The sequence below is a fragment of the Cohnella sp. LGH genome (assembly GCF_017671885.1).
GTDB lineage: Bacteria > Bacillota > Bacilli > Paenibacillales > Paenibacillaceae > Cohnella > Cohnella phaseoli.
The window spans coordinates 701,535-719,482 of the sequence record NZ_CP072117.1 but is presented as its reverse complement, the minus strand read 5'-3'; the positions used below and the strand labels follow the sequence as shown (position 1 = coordinate 719,482).

The window sequence follows — 17,948 nt, the reverse complement described above, 5'->3', positions numbered from 1 at the left end:
ACGATACTAGACTAGCCGATACACTCTCGCTTCATAAGGAGCCATACGGAGATCGCGCAGGCTGCGGTCTCCCGAATCTCCGCTGATCAGCAGCAGTTCCGCCGAAGTATACGCAACGGAGTCCGGCAGGCTGCATTCGGCGGCTTCGCCCGAGAGGTTCGCCAGCACGAGCAGCCTGTCTTCGCCAAGCGTTCTGGTGTAGGCATAGATCTGCCGATGATCCGGCAGAACCAAATCGTACGCGCCGTAGACCGCCGTCGGATTGCTTTTGCGCAGGACGATCAGCTTCCGGTAATGATGATAGATCGAATTCGGCTCCTTCATCTCTTTCTCGACGTTGATCTCCTTATAGTTCGGATTCACCTTCAGCCAAGGCGTGCCCGTCGTGAAGCCCGCTTGTTCAGCGTCGCTCCACTGCATCGGCGTCCGGGAGTTGTCGCGGCCGCTTTTCCAGATGATTTTCATGATCTCTTCGTGGCTTTTGCCATTTTCTCGCTCGATGCGGTACATGTTCTTCATCGCTACGTCATCGTAGTCCTCAATAGAAGGAAACTGAACGTTCGTCATTCCGATTTCTTGGCCCTGGTAGATGAAAGGCGTTCCCTGCATGAGAAAATACATCGTCGCGAACGATTTGGCCGACTGCTCCCAATAGGCCCGGTCGTCCCCCCACGTCGATACCGATCTTGCCTGATCGTGATTTTCAAGGAATAGCGCGTTCCAGCCGACTCCCTCGAGTCCTTTCTGCCAGCGCGTGAGCGCCTTCTTGAGCGCCGGAACGTCCACGGAACCGTCCGCCGTCTTCTGCCACAGTCCCAAATGCTCGAACTGAAAAATCATATTAAAAGCGCCCTGCCGCTCTCCGACCCACAACTCTACGTCGTCCGCCGATACCCCGTTTGCTTCCCCCACCGTCATAATATTGTATTTATCGAATGTCTCGCGCTTCAGTTCCTGCAGGAAAACATGAATGCCTTCGCGGTTCATATGCCCGTCATACGAAGGCACGTAACGCAGCTTGTTCGGATTGGGCATATCCGGGAAACCCGGAAGCTTCTTAATATGGGAGATCGCGTCCACGCGGAAGCCGTCGATGCCTTTGTCCAGCCACCAATTGACCATCGCGTACAGCTCGCGGCGCACCTGCGGGTTCTCCCAATTCAAATCCGGCTGCTTCGTGGAAAAGACATGCATGTAATACTGATCGGTAGCCGCATCGTATTCCCAGGCAGAGCCGCTAAAGATGCTCTCCCAGTTGTTCGGCTCCGCTCCGTCCTTTCCGTCGGACCAAATATAGTAGTCTCGTTTCGGGTTGTCGCGGCTTGATCGGGATTCGATAAACCAGGGATGCTCGTCGGAAGTATGGTTAATGACCAGATCCAAGATCAACTTCATTCCCCGCGCATGAACCTCGTTCAGCAAACGGTCGAAATCCCCCATCGTGCCGAACTCGTCCATAATACCCTGATAATCGGAGATGTCGTAGCCGTTATCGTCGTTGGGAGATTTATAGATCGGACAAATCCAGAGCACATCGACGCCCAACTCCTTCAAGTAATCCAGCTTCGAAATTACGCCCGGCAAATCCCCGATTCCGTCTCCGTTGCCGTCCATAAAGCTGCGGGGGTAAATTTGATAAGCGACCGCTTCTTTCCACCATTTCCCGTTCATGCTGCCAGCTCCTTTATTCCCAATGTGCAAACGATTGCACTAATGACTATGCCTCATTTTAAGTCGGCCCGAATCCCCTGTCAACTGTTACCTTCATTCCCTCCGGACTCTCCCTAGCTTGGCCGCAAATCTCAAGATATAATCCGCGGACAACCCACATATATATCTCGTAGATGCTTGTCAACGGGAGGGTTATCCGTATGCCTAAGCGCCGTTCGCTGCGAATGCTGCTATTCGTCGCCGCCGCCGCCGTACTTGTTATGTCCGTCCGATTCGGGTTTGCCGACGCTTGGGTCGATCAGTACGCCCTGCCTGCGTCATCCTTGTCCGAGCTTGCCGTCGTCCCGCCCGCGATCGACGCCAAATCAGAGCCGGGGCCAGGCCCCGGACCGGACGCTCCGCAGAAACCGCAGGCCGCCGTGCTCAGCAATCGCATAACGGAATATCATATTGCCGTCTCGCTCGATGAGAATAGCGGGACTCTGCAAGGAGAACAGATTGTGACCTGGAAAAACCCGGGGCGCAAACTCGTCTCCGAAATGTACCTTCATCTATATCCCAACGCGTTCTCGCCCGGCAGCACGTTTTTGCGCGAATCGGGCGGCCAACTTAGAGGAGATAAAATGAAGGATGGCAGCTACGGCGGGATGGAGCTCAACGCTCTAACCACGGAAGAAGGAGAAACGCTGCTTCCCAGAGTTCATTATGCGCAGCCCGACGACGGCAATCGAACCGATCGCACCTTGGCGACCTTCAGACTGCCCGAGCCTGTCAAACCCGGCGAGTCCGTCACCTTGCGCATGAAGTTCACGGTGCAGTTGCCCGACGTGTTCGCGCGCATGGGCAAAACCGGAAACTTCGTTATGGCGGGACAATGGTTTCCCAAAATCCCCGTCTACGAAACGGCCGGTACACGAGGGCGCTCCTCGGAAGGCTGGAATCTGCACCAGTATCACGGAGACTCCGAGTTTTATGCGGACTTCGGCATCTACAGCGTACGCATCAACGTTCCGGATGGCTACAAGGTAGCGGCTACCGGCTTCCTTACGAAGACTCCGGCGGTAACCGGCGGACGCAAAAGCTTCCAGTTCTACGCCGACGACGTGCACGATTTCGCTTGGTCGGCTTCTCCGGACTTCGTCTACGTGGAGGATTCGTTCTCCTCGCCCGGCATTCCCGGTGTGCGGATCAAGCTTTATCTAGACCCTCTTCATCAGCATTTGAAGGATCGTTACATGCATGCCGCCAAGTCTGCGTTGGCCAAGCTGGGTCAATGGTACGGAGAATATCCCTACTCCACGCTCTCCGTTGTCATTCCTCCGGCAAGCGGCAACGGCGCCGGCGGGATGGAATATCCCACTCTCGTTACCGGAGCGGCCGCACAAGACGACAATCCCGGCTACGAGTTGGAGCGAACTCTGGTCCATGAGATTGCGCATCAGTACTGGTACGGGCTTGTGGCCTCCAACGAATTCGAGGAGGCTTGGCTGGACGAAGGCTTTACGTCCTATACCGAGGATAAGCTGATGTCCAGCATTTACGGAGTGCTGCCCAACCTTCCGGTCGAAGCCAGCTATATGACTCATCCCGAGCCGCTGAACCTCTCTTCCTGGAAGTTCAGTTCCTCCGACAGATACGCCGAGAACGTCTACATGAGAGGCAAGCTCGTACTCTCCGCGCTGGAGCGTCAAGTGGGAGACAAAACGATGAGCAAGATTATGCGCACCTACTTCCAGAAGCACAAGTTCAAGCACCCCTCGTTTCAGGACTTCCAGAAAGTCGTAGAGACGGTTACGAAAGAAAAGTGGGACGACTTCTTCAGGGCGTATGTGCAAAAAGGAGAAATGGCGGATTTCTCGGTGGAAGCGATCCAGACAAGACAGACGGACAACGGCTACGAAAGCATCGTCCTGCTCCGGCGCAGCGGAGGCAGCCCCGAGCCCGTGTCGGTATGGTTGCAATTCCAGGACGGCCATTCGATGCGCAAAATATGGGACGGCGTTCAGACCCATGTGCAGCTTAAGCTGGAATCGGCCTCCCCGCTGCTCTATGCGGCGATCGATCCCGGCAATCATATCGTGCTCGACAATCGCAAAATCAACAATTATCTCAAAGCCGAGGTTCCGCCGCAGCAGCGTACCCGATATACAGCCGGCATCGCCCAAATCATAGAAGGCTTGTTCGGAGCTTTGGCTTGGTAGGGGGGAAAGGAAGAAAATGCGCAAACGACTAAAAATGGGATGGGACATGACCGTCCGGCATAAATATGTATTGGTTCTCCTGTTCCTGTACCGCTTGCTCTGGGGATTTTTCCTGTATCGGTTCGTCGATTCAATCGTAACGCCCGTAATCGCGCGTTATCCGGACGAACATCCGAACTCCGACGCCGCACACCTGTTTCTGATCGAAGCCCAGTTCCGCCTGCTGAAGACCGACCTCATCGACGATACGCTATGGCTGCTTGGCGGGCTGCTTCTCCTGAGAATGGTGCTGACCCCTCTGATCAATGCCGGTCTGTTCTACTCCTTCCGTCACTCCGCCGAGGAGGAAGGAACGCGGGTACTATCGGGAGTTCGCAGAGCATGGAAGCCGGTAACCCTGCTCTATTGGATGGAAAGCGCGCTCGTGGCTCTTCCTGCCGCATGGCTGCTGCCGATGGCCAAAAGCCGGTTTTTTGCAGAGCCCTCCTTGACGGATTGGCTGCTGGAACTGCTCCCTTACGCGGCCTGCTGGCTGCTATACGGCTTAGTCGTTCACCTGTTCTGTCTGTTCATGCAGTTCGGAGCGGCTGCGCAAGAAGGAGCGTTAAGCAGTCTGGGGCTGGCGCTGCGCCGAGCCTTCCCTCTGCTCGGCATCACGTTAATCATGGTCGGAATCGGTCTGGCCGTGTCCGCCGCAGCTTGGGCGGTCTCCTTGCTCTGGTCCGGTTTTCTGGCCGTGGCGCTGCATCAAGCTTTTCATTTCGTGCGCTCCTTGCTCAAGCTGTGGACTGCCGCCTCCCAGCATCAGGTATGGGGCGACGCGAAATCGTAAGCTTATCAGGTCCCGACAATCGACAATATTCCTCCCGGGACATTCCCCCGGTTGCGCCGCATTATGGCCGCGACCGGGGTTTGGCGTTATTATCGGCGAGATAAATCTGGGACGAAAGGAGGATATCCGCACGCGATGTCCGTCCCTAGATTAAGGAATTCTAATATAAAAGTTGCAGGAAATTCGTCAGGATAACCGAATATATAAAGCTGAAGAAATCTTAAAATGCCGAGTTCCCGTGAAACGGGGAACGGGGGAACCATCTTTTCGGGTGAGTTGGCTTTGCTTCAAAGGAGCCATAGGGGACCTTCTACCGAACCCTTAAGCTAACCTCGTAGGCATTGGAAGGAGTCGCCGGTTTTGCGTAAAGTGTCAGTTTTCTTGTTTGGTCTTGCACTGCTCTTGGCTTTTCAGGTCGGCAGCGTATTCGCGAGCTCCAAGCTCGACAATGCGATCGAGCCGCTGATCGGAACCGATTACAAGTACGGAGGAACGACCCCGAAGGGCTTCGATTGCTCCGGCTTCACCGGGTACGTCTTCGATCAACTCGGCATCGACCTGCCTCGCACTTCGCGGGATCTGTACGGCTGGGAGAAGAGCTCGAAGATTTCCGACGATGAATTGCGCGCAGGGGACCTCGTATTCTTCAATACGAGCGGTAGCGGCGTCTCTCACGTCGGAATCTACATCGGCAAGAACAAGTTTGCTCACGCCGCTTCCAAGGGCGTAACGATTACCTCTCTCGACGATAAGTACTACGCGAAACGTTATCTGGGCGCTCGCCGTTTCCTCAGCGATGATACCTATGAGAAGATCGCAACGGAAATCGAAGCCGAGGCAGTCGCAAAACAGTAATCCTGAACACGAGCATAAAAGAAGTACCGCCATCCTCTGGGTGGCGGTACTTCTTTTATCTTTCGTCAGGGGGCCGCGTTCAGCGAAATCCATGTCGAACCGTCCCAAAGGAGCAATTGACGCAAATTCGTATCGTAATAGGTCGTAACCCCAGCGATCATTCGGTGGAGCGGACGTTTGGCCGTCGTCCCGACAAGCGGAAGCGCTCCGAGCTTCAAAAATGAGATTCGGCCGTTAGGATCGACCGGGAACTGCGTATAGACGTTCCGGTCGTTCTGGAACGAATACCAGACGTAATTGTCGAGCTGAACCGAATACTCGCCCAGGGCGTTCGCCGCTCTGTCGAAGAAGACGAACCCGGCCGCATCCGCGCGGGCGAGGCCTCCTGTCTTCGCTCCATGCAATTGAGCGTTGGGGTCGTTCAGTCCTTTGACATGCAACGTTCCGATCCGCAAATACCCGACGGACTCCGGCTCGAAGGACGACATGCCCGTTCCGTAACGATTGTTGCCGACCCGGACGATGCTCACGCCGCTCTTCTCAATCGGGGAATAGTAGACCGAGAGGCTTTCGATTGAACCGGAGCTGTTATTGACCGTAACGTATCCCGTATTCGCATTTCGCAAGGTGACTCCTTCGATATGGAATGTCGAAGCCGCCAAAGCATAGACGCCTTCCAACAGTACAGCTGTGTTGACCTTCGTATGCTCAACGTTCAACTGATTGATGACCGTCTCGCTCTCTTCTCCGGTCAAGGCGAAGGGAACGTCGACGTTCGGACGATCCGACTTCAAATAAATGTTATTGAACACGTTGCCCGTACGGATCGTCGAACGGAAATCGATTCCCCGATACGAGAAGTTCTCGATTTCCAATGTATCGTAAGTGACCGAGAACGACTCGGCCCCTTCCCCGTTCGGGCTGTAGATGGCCGTTCCCACATTCTCGATCCTGACGTTGCGAACCGTCGAGCCCCGTTGCAGCGACCATTGCGCCGCCGTGTAGATGCCGACGCGGTCGCCCATCGCTTCTTGATTCGTGATCAAGCCGCTGTCGAAACCTAAAGCAAGGTCCGCAACGACCGATGTTCTTCCCGCCTTCAGAATCGGAGCCTTCGGATTGGCGTTAGAGGCGATAAGTCGGGAGACGAACATGCCCGAGCCGACGAAGTTCTGATTCTGAATCTGCAGCGTCTCTTTAATATGATAGGTTCCCGCAGGTACGAAGACACTCTTCCCGGTGGCGATCGCTTGTTTGAACGCCGCAGTGTCGTCCATTCCATCGTCCGGGATCGCTCCATAATCCGCCACGTTAGCATAGCCGATCCGGTACTCTCCGGAGGTTGGAATCGGAACGCTGCCGCGAGCGACAGAAATATCGTCGATGGCGATCCCGCCTCCCTTGCGAATGCCCCAGGTCAACGCATAATCGTCGGCCGCGCCCGTCGTGAAGGTCAGCCTCGCTACCCGGTATTGGCCGCGGTCGACAATCTGAGCATCCCCGGCCGCTACGTCCGAGCTTCGCCATAGTACATCATGTCCGCCGCTGAAGTTAAAGCCGGATACTGTCCCCGTCGATGCGGATTTTGCATACAAGTAGTAGAAGCCGTCCACGGGCTCCGCTGCGAACGCTTTGTACTTAAACGTTATCGTATACTGGGTATTCGCCGTCAGCTTCAGCTTCTCGGAATCCGAAGTCAGAAACTCCTTCCACTCCTCCGTCGTTCCCGCCGACGCTTTGACGACGTATTGTCCGTTAATTCGCTTGTCCGCATCGTTAGAGACCGCTCCGCCATTCAGCGTTGTCCACACGGTGCCGGTCGTTTGCCCGTTCTCGAATCCTTCCGGAGCAGCCGTGTCGACGGGTTCCGGCGGAAGCGCTTCTAATCCGCCTTCCCTTATTTTGATGTCGTCGACGACGAGAGCTCCGCCGTTGTGAATGCCGAATACCCAAGCATAGTCCCCGCTCCCCTTGGCGGTAAAGCTCATTTGCGCCAGCCGCTCGGAGGCTTGCCCGGTCACTCGGACGTGGTCGGTCGCAAGCTGCTCGGTCCGCCAGACGACCTCCCCTGCGCCGTTGAAGTTAAACCCTACCGTTTCGCCAGTGCCGTCCAGCTTTCCGTAGAGATAGAAGAACTCTCCCGCAGGCTCCGGGGTCAGAACGCGATACTTGAAGCTGACCGTATACGTTTTCTGCGGCGTAAGCGGAAGCTCCCCCTGTTCAAGCTTCAGAAACTCCGCCCATTGCTGGCCGTTCGCACTCGAGCCCTTGACGGAATATGCACCGGCCAGCTTCTCCGTCGCGGCGGACGTCAGACTGCCGTAGGGCGCTCCGAGCGTCAGCTTCGAGCCGGTCATCGTCCCGCTCTCGAAGCCCTCCGACAGCAGTACCGTTTCAGCCGCGGAGGCAACCCCGCTGCCGCGCAGCCCATAACCAGTCAACAGCAACGCCAAAACCGTAAACCAAATCGCGAACTTTTTCATTCGTTTCCCCTCGATTCTGGTAATTGGTTAACCTTTTACGCTTCCGAGCACGATTCCTTTTACGAAAAACCTTTGCAGGAACGGATAAACGAACACGATCGGCAGCGTCGCGATCAGAATTTGCGCCGATTTAATCGTGCGGTCCGATACGATCGCGAGCTCGGCTCGGCTTAAATGCTGGATGAACGTCATGTCCCGCTGCATAATGACCGTCTGCAGGTAGCTCTGCAACGGATAATGCTCAGGACGGTTCATGAGGATGAGCCCGTCAAACCAGCTGTTCCAATGCCAGACGACCGCAAACAACGATACGGTAGCCAGAGCGGGCAATGCGGCGGGCAAATAGATTTTCCACAACGTGGTCCAATGCCCGGCCCCGTCCATGAATGCCGCTTCCTCCAGCTCCTTGGGCAGTTGGCGGAAGAAGTTCAGCATCAGCACGACGTTGAAGACCGGCACGCCCGCCGGGAGCACCAGCGCCCAGATTGAATCCAGCAGCTCAAGCTGGCGGATAACCATGTACCACGGAATAAGCCCTCCGGAGAACAGCATCGTAAAAAAGAAAAACCAGGCATACCCGGTTCTCGAGCGGAATGTAGCCGACTCCTTCGATAACGGGTAGGCGATCAGAATCGTCAGCAGCAAATTCAATCCGCCGCCGAGAGCCACCCGCTGCAACGTCACCCACATGGAGCTCCAGATTTCCCCCCGCGTCATCACGAACCGATAAGAGTCCAGCGTAAAATCGACCGGCCAGAACCTCACCCACCCCGCGGTCACGGCCGAACTTGAGCTGAGCGATACGGCGGCGATATGGACGAGCGGCGCGATGCACAGCAGCGATAAGGCGATCAGGAAAACCGCATTAAACGCGGAGAATAGCCTGGCGCCCGTCGATTGTCCAAGCACGTAGATTCCTCCTAGAAGATGCGGTAATCCGCCAATTTGTAAGCCGCGTAATACGCGACAGAGATGAACAGGAACGATACGACCGATTTGAACAACCCGACCGCGGTCGCAACGCCGTATTGGGCTTGCTGCAGCCCGAGCCGATAAACCAGCGTGTCGATGATATCGCCGCTCGCGTATACTTGGGCGCTGTACAGGTTCACGATCTGGTCGAAGCCGGCGTTCAGCACGTTCCCGAGGCTCAGCACAACCATCAGCACGATAATCATCCGCATGCCCGGCAGCGTAACGTGCCAAGTCTGCTTCCAACGGCTCGCCCCATCGATGATTGCCGCCTCGTATTGCTGCGGATCGATGCCGGTCAATGCGGCCAAATATACGATCGTCGCGAAGCCGAATTCCTTCCAGACATCCGAAATCACCATCGTATAAGGAAACCAGTCGTTGCTGCCTAAGAAAAAGATCGGTTTGATGCCGAAAGCGCCAAGCGCTTGATTCACCAGTCCGGAGGAAGGAGACAGAAGGTCCACAAGCACTCCGCCCAAAATAATCCAGGATAGAAAATGAGGCAAATAAATGAGCGTCTGCACGCTTCGCTTGATCGCCTGGTTGCGAAGCTCGTTCAGCAGCAGCGCCACCGTAAGCGGTACGACGATGCCGGCGACCATTTTCATCACCGCGATGAATACGGTGTTCCACAGCACCTGAAAAATACCCGGCAGATCGAGCACATAGCGGAAGTTATCCCATCCGATCCAGGCCTGATCCCCGAAAAACCCTTTTGCGGGAATGAACTTCTGGAAAGCGATGTACGTGCCTAGAATAGGGACGTAGGAAAATATGAGCACGAGCAGCAGTCCGGGCAAAATCATCAGGTGAAGCGGCAGATTGCGCGACAGCGCTCTAGATTTGATCATCGTTGAAAGCCTCCTTCACGTTGCCAAAGAAAACAAGGGAAGGGAGGCGTCCCCTTCCCTGTGCCCGGATTACGACTTGCTCGCCCGATACCACTCGTTCGCTTCCTTTGTAATCTGCTCGCCGCCCAGCTTATTCCAATCCTGTACGAACGTATCGAACGCATCGATCGGAAGCTCTCCCAGAATGATCCGGGTGAACGTCTCGTTCGTCAGCTTGCCGAGCGTTGCGCTCTTCTCCGCCATCGTCTCGGTCGGCGCTCCGACGAACTTGTTCATCATGAAGCGGTCCGACTCCTTGTACTGCTTCATCACTCCGTATACGCCGTCAACGTCGTACCCCGCCGCCCAAGACCACAGCTTCTCGTTGCCGTTCTTGTACTCGGCGATTTTGTCTTGAATCACCTTCGCTTCTCCGGTCAGCTCCGCCAGTTTGCCGTTTGCCGCCGCCTCGGCGATCGTCAGATACGCGTCCAGGTTTTTGTTCGGCGGCTCCGGAGTGACGGGCGACAGCTTCCAAGTTCCTTCGGCGTCCCCCGGCAAGTAGTAGGTTCCGAATTCCGCCGTCTCTCCCCAGTTCTTCTCGATGTACGCATTAAACATCTTGAGCAGAGCTTCGGGATTTTTAGCGTCCTTGCGCACAGCCCAATACTGATAGGTTCCTAGACTGATCTCCGGGCGCGCCGGCTTATCGTCCGCGGAAAGAAGCGGATAGCCTTTCCATACCGCATTCGGATCGTTGTCGTGATTGGACTGGAACGGCCAAGCGCTCAGCCATTGCTGGCCGAAGGACACGCCTACCTTGCCGGCGGAAGCGGTCTCCGCCGTCTTGCCCCAATCCTTGACTCCGAACTCCTGATCCAGAAGCCCGTTCTTGAACATCCGCTGGAGTTCGGCGAGCGCGGCCTTCGTCTCCGGTCGGGTGCTTCCGTGCGCCAAGTTGCCCGATTCGTCTTCGACCCAGATCGTCGGGTAAGCGTGGAAGCCGTTAAAGAAACCCTCCAGTCCGGCGAAGCCGCCGAACAGATCCTTCTGAAGCAGCAGACCGACGGTGTCCGCTTTGTTATTGCCGTCCGGATCTTGGGTCGCGAACGCTTCGGAGATCGCCACGACGTCCTGCAGCGTCTTCGGCTCCGGCAAATTCAGCTTCTGCAGCCAATCCGTTCGAATCCAGACGAACTGGGCCATATCAATAGACGAGCGAATATTGGGGATGCCCATCAGCTTGCCGTCGATCGTCGCCGCGTCGAACGGCGCCTGTCCATCCTGCGTCAACACTTCCTTCGTCAAAGGAGCCGCGTTGCTCTCGTACACGTCCCGCAAATCCATGATCAAGTCAGCCTCTTGCAGTTGCTTTAGCTCGGTCGCATCGACCTGGATGAAATCCGGCACGTCTCCGGAAGCAAGGGAAACGTTCATTTTTTGCTTGAACTGATCCGGACCTTTGGCGATCCAGTCGTATTTGAAGGTAATGCCTAATTGATCTTCGTATAGCTTCGACCATCGGTTGTTCTCGAACGTCTCTCCGGACAGCTTGGCCAGCACGCCTTCAAGCGTGTCGTCCGTTACGCCTACCAAAGAGATCTCGATCGGCGGATCGTACTTGTCCGCCGCTCCGGCGGAAGGCTGAGCGTTCGAAGCGCTCCCGCTCGGAGAAGCCGACGGCGCGCTGGATGAACCGGCATTTCCTTTGCCATTGCCGTTCTCTCCTCCGCAAGCGCTGATCGTCAGCGTCGCGGCGCAGACGAATGCGATAAATGCTGCTCTAGTTCCTTTTCTCATGATCTCACTCCATGTTCGTATTCAGGGCCCTACAGCCATCGTAAAGCATCCGCTTGCTTCCGCGTAACGGGATTCTCATGACTTCGTTGACTTCTCATGACCTGTTGCCCAGAATGAATTCCTCCCGGTATTCCTGCGGCGTGCGACCCGTCATTTTCTTGAAAAACCTGGAGAAATAAGCCGGAGAGTCGATGCCGACCGCGGCTGCGATATCGCCGATTTTGCAATTTTCGCGCAGCATCGCTACCGCCCTCTCTAAGCGTAGATCCGCCAAGTAAGCCGTAACGCTCCGACCTGTGGCTTCCTTGAATAGCCGAGAGAGATAGGAGGGATTGAAGTATACCGCCTCCGCCAATTCGACGAGGGAAATCCCTTTATGCAAATGCTGCGAGATATACTCTCTCACATATTCGATCACTTTGTATTCCCCGTGCTCCCGTTTCTCCCCGAGACGGTCGAAGATCGCGTCCGCCTTCTCCCGGACAAAGGAGAAAGCTTCCTGCAAAGAGCTATGCCTCTCCGCGCTAGCCAGCTTCCCGACAAGCGATGCGTCCGAGCTTAGCTCCCGCATTTCCCAGCGGTTCATAGCGGATAGAAGCAGCAGAGAAAGATGCCCGAACGCTTCCAAGCCGGCAGAGTCCTGCAAGCTTAGCTGCCCCCTTCTCGTCAATTGTTCGATTTCCTCCAAACCTCTCATAAAACGCTCTCGATTTCCTTTTTCCAGATCGGCTCGCAAAGCGTCCCATCTGTTGCGTTCGATAGGAACGTTGGCGACAGAGATGCCTTCTTCCGAAGATTCCCGGCCGCGGTCCGCAAGCCCCCCTTCCAGCATGATGAATCCGCTTGCATAAAGCATTTGCCGAACAAGTCCTTGTTGGAGCTTCGGGTAGCGGAGTGCAAGTTCCGCCCATGACACTCCTCCTTCCGCCATGACGGTGGACAGCGACTGTCCCAAGCTCTCCCGGCAAACCGTGTGAGCCTCGTCCAACGTCTCCATAAGCAGCTTGGACGACACCGGTTCCTCCAGTCCCGCTCCGGAATCGAACTGAACCAGCCAGACCAAATCTCCGTCGACTGTCGCGTGCGCGAGCTTCGCGTTTCTACCTTCCAACGTATCGCACACGCAGGCAACCGCGAACCTGAGAGCGGACACTCTCGAGGTTTGCGTCCCGTCGCCGCCCTCTTGCCTGCGCTCATCCAATCGGGAGACCGCCGCCATAACGGGCTTTCCCGGATCCAAAGCGATTTCCAAATCCCGAAACATCGCTTCTCTATCTTCGAAGGTGCCGGGTTCGCCTCGCAACAAAGCCGCCAAGCCTTCGTTGCGCAGCATGGGTATCGCCGCTTTGACCCGTTCTTCCGCTTGCCGCACCAGCCGTTCTTTTCGTTCGCTTTCCTCGATCTGGACAATCGCTTTGCGCACCGTCTCGACGATGACGTCGTCATCCTCGGTTTTCAGAATATATCCGACTGCCTCATTCTTAACGGCCTGGTAAGCAAATTCGAAGTCGGTGTACCCCGTCAAGAAAATGACTTTGCACTCCGGCCAACGCTCGCGGATTTTGCCGTGCAGTTCGAGTCCGGTCATTCCGGGCATGGCGATATCGGAGACGACGATATCCACTCTGCAGCGGTTCAGCCAAGCGAGCGCTTCCGTCACGGTTTCGGCTTTGTACACATCCAGCTCGTGCCCGTCGAGTTCGCCAAGCAGCTCCGAAATCCAATCCAGCACGTGCCTCTCATCGTCCACCAGCAATATCCGATACATGCTTTTCCCCTCCAAAATCAATCGTCGCGCGCACCGTCAGACCGCCGCCCGGGGTGGTTTCGAATCCGAGGCCGCTATCCGGACCGAATTTGATCCGCAGTCGACGATGAATGTTGATCAGTGCGGTAATTTCCGTCTCTTGCCCTAGAGACTGCTCATCAAGGCTGCGTTCGAGCCGGCCTCTCGTCTCCTCGTCCATCCCCGTTCCGTTATCCTCGATCGCAACGACGAAGCGCTCCCCGTCTCTCCCGTACGAGATACGGATTCGGCCATCCTTCTCCTTGTTCCGCATGCCGTGTTCAATCGCGTTCTCAATGAGAGGCTGCAAAATCATCCGCGGCACATAGCAATGCTGAATCCACGCCGGAAGCGGTTCAATGTCGATCTGCAGTCGGCTGACGAAACGCATGGCCTGGATATCGGAGTAGATTCGAGCGTGCTCCGCTTCCTTAGTCAGCAAAATCTCGTCCTCGCTATTGCGCGTAACGAATTGGAAAAACTCTCCGAGCTTTTTGGAAAATACGACCGCCTTGGAGTTATCCTCCATCTTCACCATCCGGTGCAGCATGAAGAAGCTATTGTACAGAAAATGCGGATTGATCTGCGCCTGCAGCTGCTTGAGCTCGGCCCTTTGCGCCAATATCGTCTGCCTGTACGCTTGATCAATAGAGGAATTCAACTGTTCGACCGTCCGGTTGAAATGCGCGTACAAGTAGTTGAAATCGTCCTTGTTCCTGCGATGAATGCGCACCTTCAGATCGCCCGCCTGCAGCTTGCCGAAAGCGCGAATCACCGTCACGAGCGGCTTATGGATGGAACGATACAGCGATACGGAGAAGAATAGCACGATCAGCAGTCCCGTCGCGAGGAAAAACCACAACCATTTCCGATAGGTTTGAGCCGGCCCCGTCACGGAATCGATCTCCACCGTTTTGACGAGCGTCATGTCCAGCTTCTTGGAGTAATGATAGACGGCGAAGACGCTCCTCCCTTCGACGTCGGCGAACGTTTTGCCGTCCGCTGCCGGAGGAAAAGGCGGCTCTCTCGTACTCATGGCAAAGCCGATCGTCCCCGTCCGCGCTCCCGCGACCCGTTCGCCGCTGAAAGCTCGAATCAATGCGGCATCTTCGTCTTGTCCCGGTTGTATCAGGTAGGAGAGAGATTTGTCCAGCTGCTCTAGCGATAACGTCACTTCGACTAGAAACAGCGGCTTTCGATTTCTGGAGTTGGGAAACGGAGCCCTCAGCTTAAGGGTATCCCCGTCCAGCTCGGGAGCGGTCGTGAACCGTTGGCCCGTTCGCCCGAGTAGTTTCAATCCTTCTTGTCCGATATTATCGTAACCGTAAACGCCCGAGACGAGCGTATCCGTCCCGGGAATATAAGCCGCAACATCCTCGATCAGTTCGCTGCTGCTCTTGATCGCGAACAGCCGCTGCTGCAATCTCGTAATCGCGCTGCGGCGTTCGGAAATTTTCATAATCGGAGAGATCGTCGCCAGATTGTTGAGATTGTCGTCGTTCAGGCTGTCGAGCAGCAAAATCTTCATCTGTTCGACCTTCGTTTCCAGCTCGTTCAGGTAATACGCCGTCTGGGAGTCCATCGACTGATACACCTGCTCTTTCACCGCCTGAATCCCCCAGTTGTAGATCAACAGCCCAATGACATAGACGGGGGTCAGAATCGCGATAAAAAGCAGCAGCATTCTCATATAGACGGAGTTTCTCCATGGAATTCTGAATTTGTTCATCGTGGCGTCTCTCCCTGTCGAATGGCGATTCGTCTAACTTCTCATTATAGTCGCTTTCGCTTGGCACCGGATTAGCACTATGATGATTTGTTTGACTTTTTATGCGTAATATCGGCGCAAACAAGCAAAAACGCCTTCGGCGTCCTCTGGACGATGAATGCGTTTTGTCGGAGACGATTCAGATAAGGATAGCGAATTTTATACTTTCTGAATCGTTCAAAAAAGCCTGTCCTTCGACAGACTTGAGGAGGGTAGTTCTAAATAACGATCGTGTCGTCACTCTCTAGCTTTCTCAGCCATACGATCATGCTGCCTTCATTTTTTCTCTTCCAGTCTTGTCACTTCCTCAGGAGTCAGCTCGGTCGCTTCAACGATCGTGTCCAAATCGACTCCCAGCTTCAGCAGATTGCGCGCAACCTTGAGCTGACCTTTTTTTACTCCCTCCTTTAAGCCTTCTTTTTTGCCTTCCTCCCTTCCTTTTTTCATTGCTTCGGGAATAAACGTTTTGATCATGTGGCTTACCTCCTCTTCCGTTTGTTTGTATTCGCCGTAATGTCGGTATAAGTAGTTTAGTATGTTCCCCAGCACCTGTAATATCCGATCCATGTCTCCAGTAGGTAACAGCCGCTGCCGATGTAGGTCCCGGATAACCGCCAGCGTCTCCTCGATCGTCGCCTTTAAACGAGAGAACTCCTCTGCGAATAACTGACGCTTCTCGTCGTCCGTGCGCGTGCTGGCGGCAATAAGCCGCATGTTCTTGCGAGAGCCAAACACTTGCAGAGGCAACAGCGCGAACAGACGCCGCTCCTGCAGGTCTCGGGGCGACAGCGTCCAGTAACGCAGCACCGGTACCGTGTAGACCGTCTCCGTTCCGTCCGGTAGCCGCATTCGGAAGGCGAGTTCCTCGCCGATCGCTTCGTTTTCCTCCAGAAAAATAACGATTTGTTTGGGGAATGCGAGCAAGGGCAAACCATTGTCTTCTCTTCCCGCGGCCAGCTCCAACGCCTTCTCGAAGCCGTAGCGAAACATGCGTATAACCATCGACTGATCGTTAAGCGTCTGGAACTCGACATGATAATGAAGCAGTCCGCGGCGCGTATCCAGCTTCAAGAACAAATCGCCGACGATCCGTTCGTACTCGTCCAAGATAAACTCGGCATTGCCGTAGTGGATCGCCTTTACGTCCTCCGTCGCAAACCGCTCCCCGAACAAACCGTTGATCAATTGCACCGTCAGCCTCTTGGACAACCGAAACAGCACGCGCATCATTTGATCGAGCTTCAGCTTCTCCTTCTTATGCCGATCCGTTACCTTCATTATACACCACATCCTCTCTCAGGCGACCTCCGCAAACGCGAAAAAAAGCACGCCCCGAGCGCCTTCAGGCGCTTATCGGAGTGTGCTTCACTCGCCGTTTATTCATCTTTTTTCATTATACCAAACATATGTTCTCGTGTAAAGAATGAGATATTTTTCCGACAAATAGCAGGCTTTTACTTCAACCTTGTCGAAAAAAGGTAGGAACGAAATACCGAAAAAGGAGAGAGGATGCTTTGATCTTTCGCCAAATCGCTTCTACCGCAGCCGTAGCCGTCCTGCTTCTATTCGTCGCTTTCATTCCTGTTTACGGAGCCTCCCCATCCGTCGCGCCTGCAGGCAATACTGATATGGCCAATAGCCGGATCATCGCCAACAATTCATCTTCAACAAAGGGAAGCGTCGTTAAAATCGTAGACGTTACCAATTTACGCAGCGGGCCGGGATTGGATTACGATATCGTGGGCAAGGCGGTCCCCGGCGTTACGCTGCCGATCGTCGATACGACAGGGGACTGGTACGTCGTACCGCTGCCTAGCGGGGAGCGCGCTTACGTCGCCAACTGGGTAGTCGAGACCGAAACGCCTCTGCGTTATGTCGTGTTTGTGGACAAGACTAACCTGCGCAGCGGCCCCGGGCTGGAACACGACATCGTAGGCAAGGCCGCTTCGGGAGACACTTTGCCGATCGCCGGGGTCGAAGGCGACTGGTATATCGTTACGCTGTCGGGCGGAAAACAGGCCTATGTGGCCAATTGGGTCGTCCGGACGAACCTCAACGAACGCGAAACGCCGAAGGTCTACATCTATCACACTCATAATCGGGAATCCTGGAAAAATGTCGCCCGTAACGTAACGGGCTCATCCGTCGACGATACGGAAATCAACATCACGTTGGTAGGCGGACATTTGGGAGAGAAGCTCACCAAGTCTGGGATCCGTTCTTTGGTAGAGACCGAGGATTTCATGGAACGGTTGAAGACGCAAAAGCTGGGCTTCTCCCAATCCTACGCGGAATCTCGCAAAGCCGTCACTAAAGCTATGAAAGCCAATCCGTCGCTGGCCTATTTCTTCGATATTCATAGAGATGCAGACGTTCCGCGCAAAAACACGACGGTTACGATTAAAGGAAAGAGCTACGCTCGCATCCTGTTCGTCATCGGAACGGCCCACCCCAACCATGCTGCCAACCAGAAGCTGGCCAACGAACTGGACAAACGGCTGAACAAAAAGTATCCCGGTCTGTCGCGCGGAGTCATCTCCAAGAGCGTTCACCAAGGCAACGGCGAATACAACCAATCGCTCTCCCCCGGCAGTCTGCTGCTGGAAATCGGCGGCGCCAACAATACGCTGGAGGAAACTAAGCTGGCTGCGGAAGCCTTCTCCGATGTTTTCTCGGCTTATTACAAGTCTCTCAAGTAACAAGTAGCATTGGCCCGTTCAGCTAATCGCCGTAACGCCACTCTATTA

The 17,948-nt window shown here is 55.1% G+C and carries 12 protein-coding genes and 1 riboswitch; of the genes, 4 read left to right on the top strand and 8 right to left on the bottom strand.

Annotated features, from left to right (window positions below; genetic code table 11):
* Positions 1-6: 6 nt before the first annotated feature.
* Positions 7-1,671, bottom strand: coding sequence for a glycoside hydrolase family 13 protein (locus J4772_RS02850; RefSeq protein ID WP_209074085.1), 1,665 nt, complete (start codon positions 1,669-1,671; stop codon positions 7-9).
* 200 nt (positions 1,672-1,871) lie between these two features.
* Here J4772_RS02850 and J4772_RS02845 point away from each other — a divergent pair, with 200 nt between their 5' ends.
* From J4772_RS02845 to J4772_RS02835, 3 genes are all read left to right on the top strand, one after another.
* The gene (locus J4772_RS02845; protein WP_209074084.1) at positions 1,872-3,872 is read left to right on the top strand and encodes a M1 family metallopeptidase; all 2,001 of its coding nucleotides are present in this window, start codon (positions 1,872-1,874) and stop codon (positions 3,870-3,872) included.
* Positions 3,873-3,888: 16 nt separating this feature from the next.
* Complete coding sequence (locus J4772_RS02840; RefSeq protein ID WP_116063950.1) at positions 3,889-4,704, top strand: hypothetical protein; 816 nt, start codon at positions 3,889-3,891, stop codon at positions 4,702-4,704.
* A 216-nt stretch (positions 4,705-4,920) separates the two neighbouring features.
* Positions 4,921-5,060: riboswitch (cyclic di-AMP (ydaO/yuaA leader) on the top strand.
* 4 nt (positions 5,061-5,064) lie between these two features.
* Complete coding sequence (locus tag J4772_RS02835) at positions 5,065-5,559, top strand: C40 family peptidase (RefSeq protein ID WP_116063951.1); 495 nt, start codon at positions 5,065-5,067, stop codon at positions 5,557-5,559.
* Between the two features lie 65 nt (positions 5,560-5,624).
* On the opposite strand, the gene J4772_RS02830 is transcribed toward J4772_RS02835, so the two are convergent.
* The 7 genes from J4772_RS02830 to J4772_RS02800 form a co-directional block, all read right to left on the bottom strand.
* Positions 5,625-8,042, bottom strand: a complete 2,418-nt coding sequence (locus J4772_RS02830; RefSeq protein ID WP_209074083.1) for a glycosyl hydrolase family 28-related protein — start codon at positions 8,040-8,042, stop codon at positions 5,625-5,627.
* Positions 8,043-8,069: 27 nt separating this feature from the next.
* A complete protein-coding gene (locus tag J4772_RS02825) occupies positions 8,070-8,951 on the bottom strand; it encodes a carbohydrate ABC transporter permease (RefSeq protein ID WP_209074082.1) in 882 nt (293 codons plus the stop codon).
* An 11-nt stretch (positions 8,952-8,962) separates the two neighbouring features.
* Complete coding sequence (locus J4772_RS02820) at positions 8,963-9,868, bottom strand: ABC transporter permease (protein WP_209074081.1); 906 nt, start codon at positions 9,866-9,868, stop codon at positions 8,963-8,965.
* Positions 9,869-9,937: 69 nt separating this feature from the next.
* Positions 9,938-11,647, bottom strand: coding sequence for an extracellular solute-binding protein (locus J4772_RS02815; protein ID WP_209074080.1), 1,710 nt, complete (start codon positions 11,645-11,647; stop codon positions 9,938-9,940).
* Between the two features lie 94 nt (positions 11,648-11,741).
* Complete coding sequence (locus J4772_RS02810) at positions 11,742-13,415, bottom strand: response regulator transcription factor (protein ID WP_209074079.1); 1,674 nt, start codon at positions 13,413-13,415, stop codon at positions 11,742-11,744.
* Positions 13,387-15,162, bottom strand: a complete 1,776-nt coding sequence (locus J4772_RS02805) for a sensor histidine kinase (RefSeq protein ID WP_209074078.1) — start codon at positions 15,160-15,162, stop codon at positions 13,387-13,389. The genes J4772_RS02810 and J4772_RS02805 overlap by 29 nt, the downstream gene beginning before the upstream one ends.
* 315 nt (positions 15,163-15,477) lie before the next feature.
* The gene (locus tag J4772_RS02800; RefSeq protein WP_209074077.1) at positions 15,478-16,479 is read right to left on the bottom strand and encodes an RpnC/YadD family protein; all 1,002 of its coding nucleotides are present in this window, start codon (positions 16,477-16,479) and stop codon (positions 15,478-15,480) included.
* Between the two features lie 236 nt (positions 16,480-16,715).
* Here J4772_RS02800 and spoIIP point away from each other — a divergent pair, with 236 nt between their 5' ends.
* On the top strand, positions 16,716-17,900 hold the full coding sequence (gene spoIIP / locus J4772_RS02795) for a stage II sporulation protein P (protein WP_209074076.1): 1,185 nt from the start codon (positions 16,716-16,718) through the stop codon (positions 17,898-17,900).
* Positions 17,901-17,948: the final 48 nt, after the last annotated feature.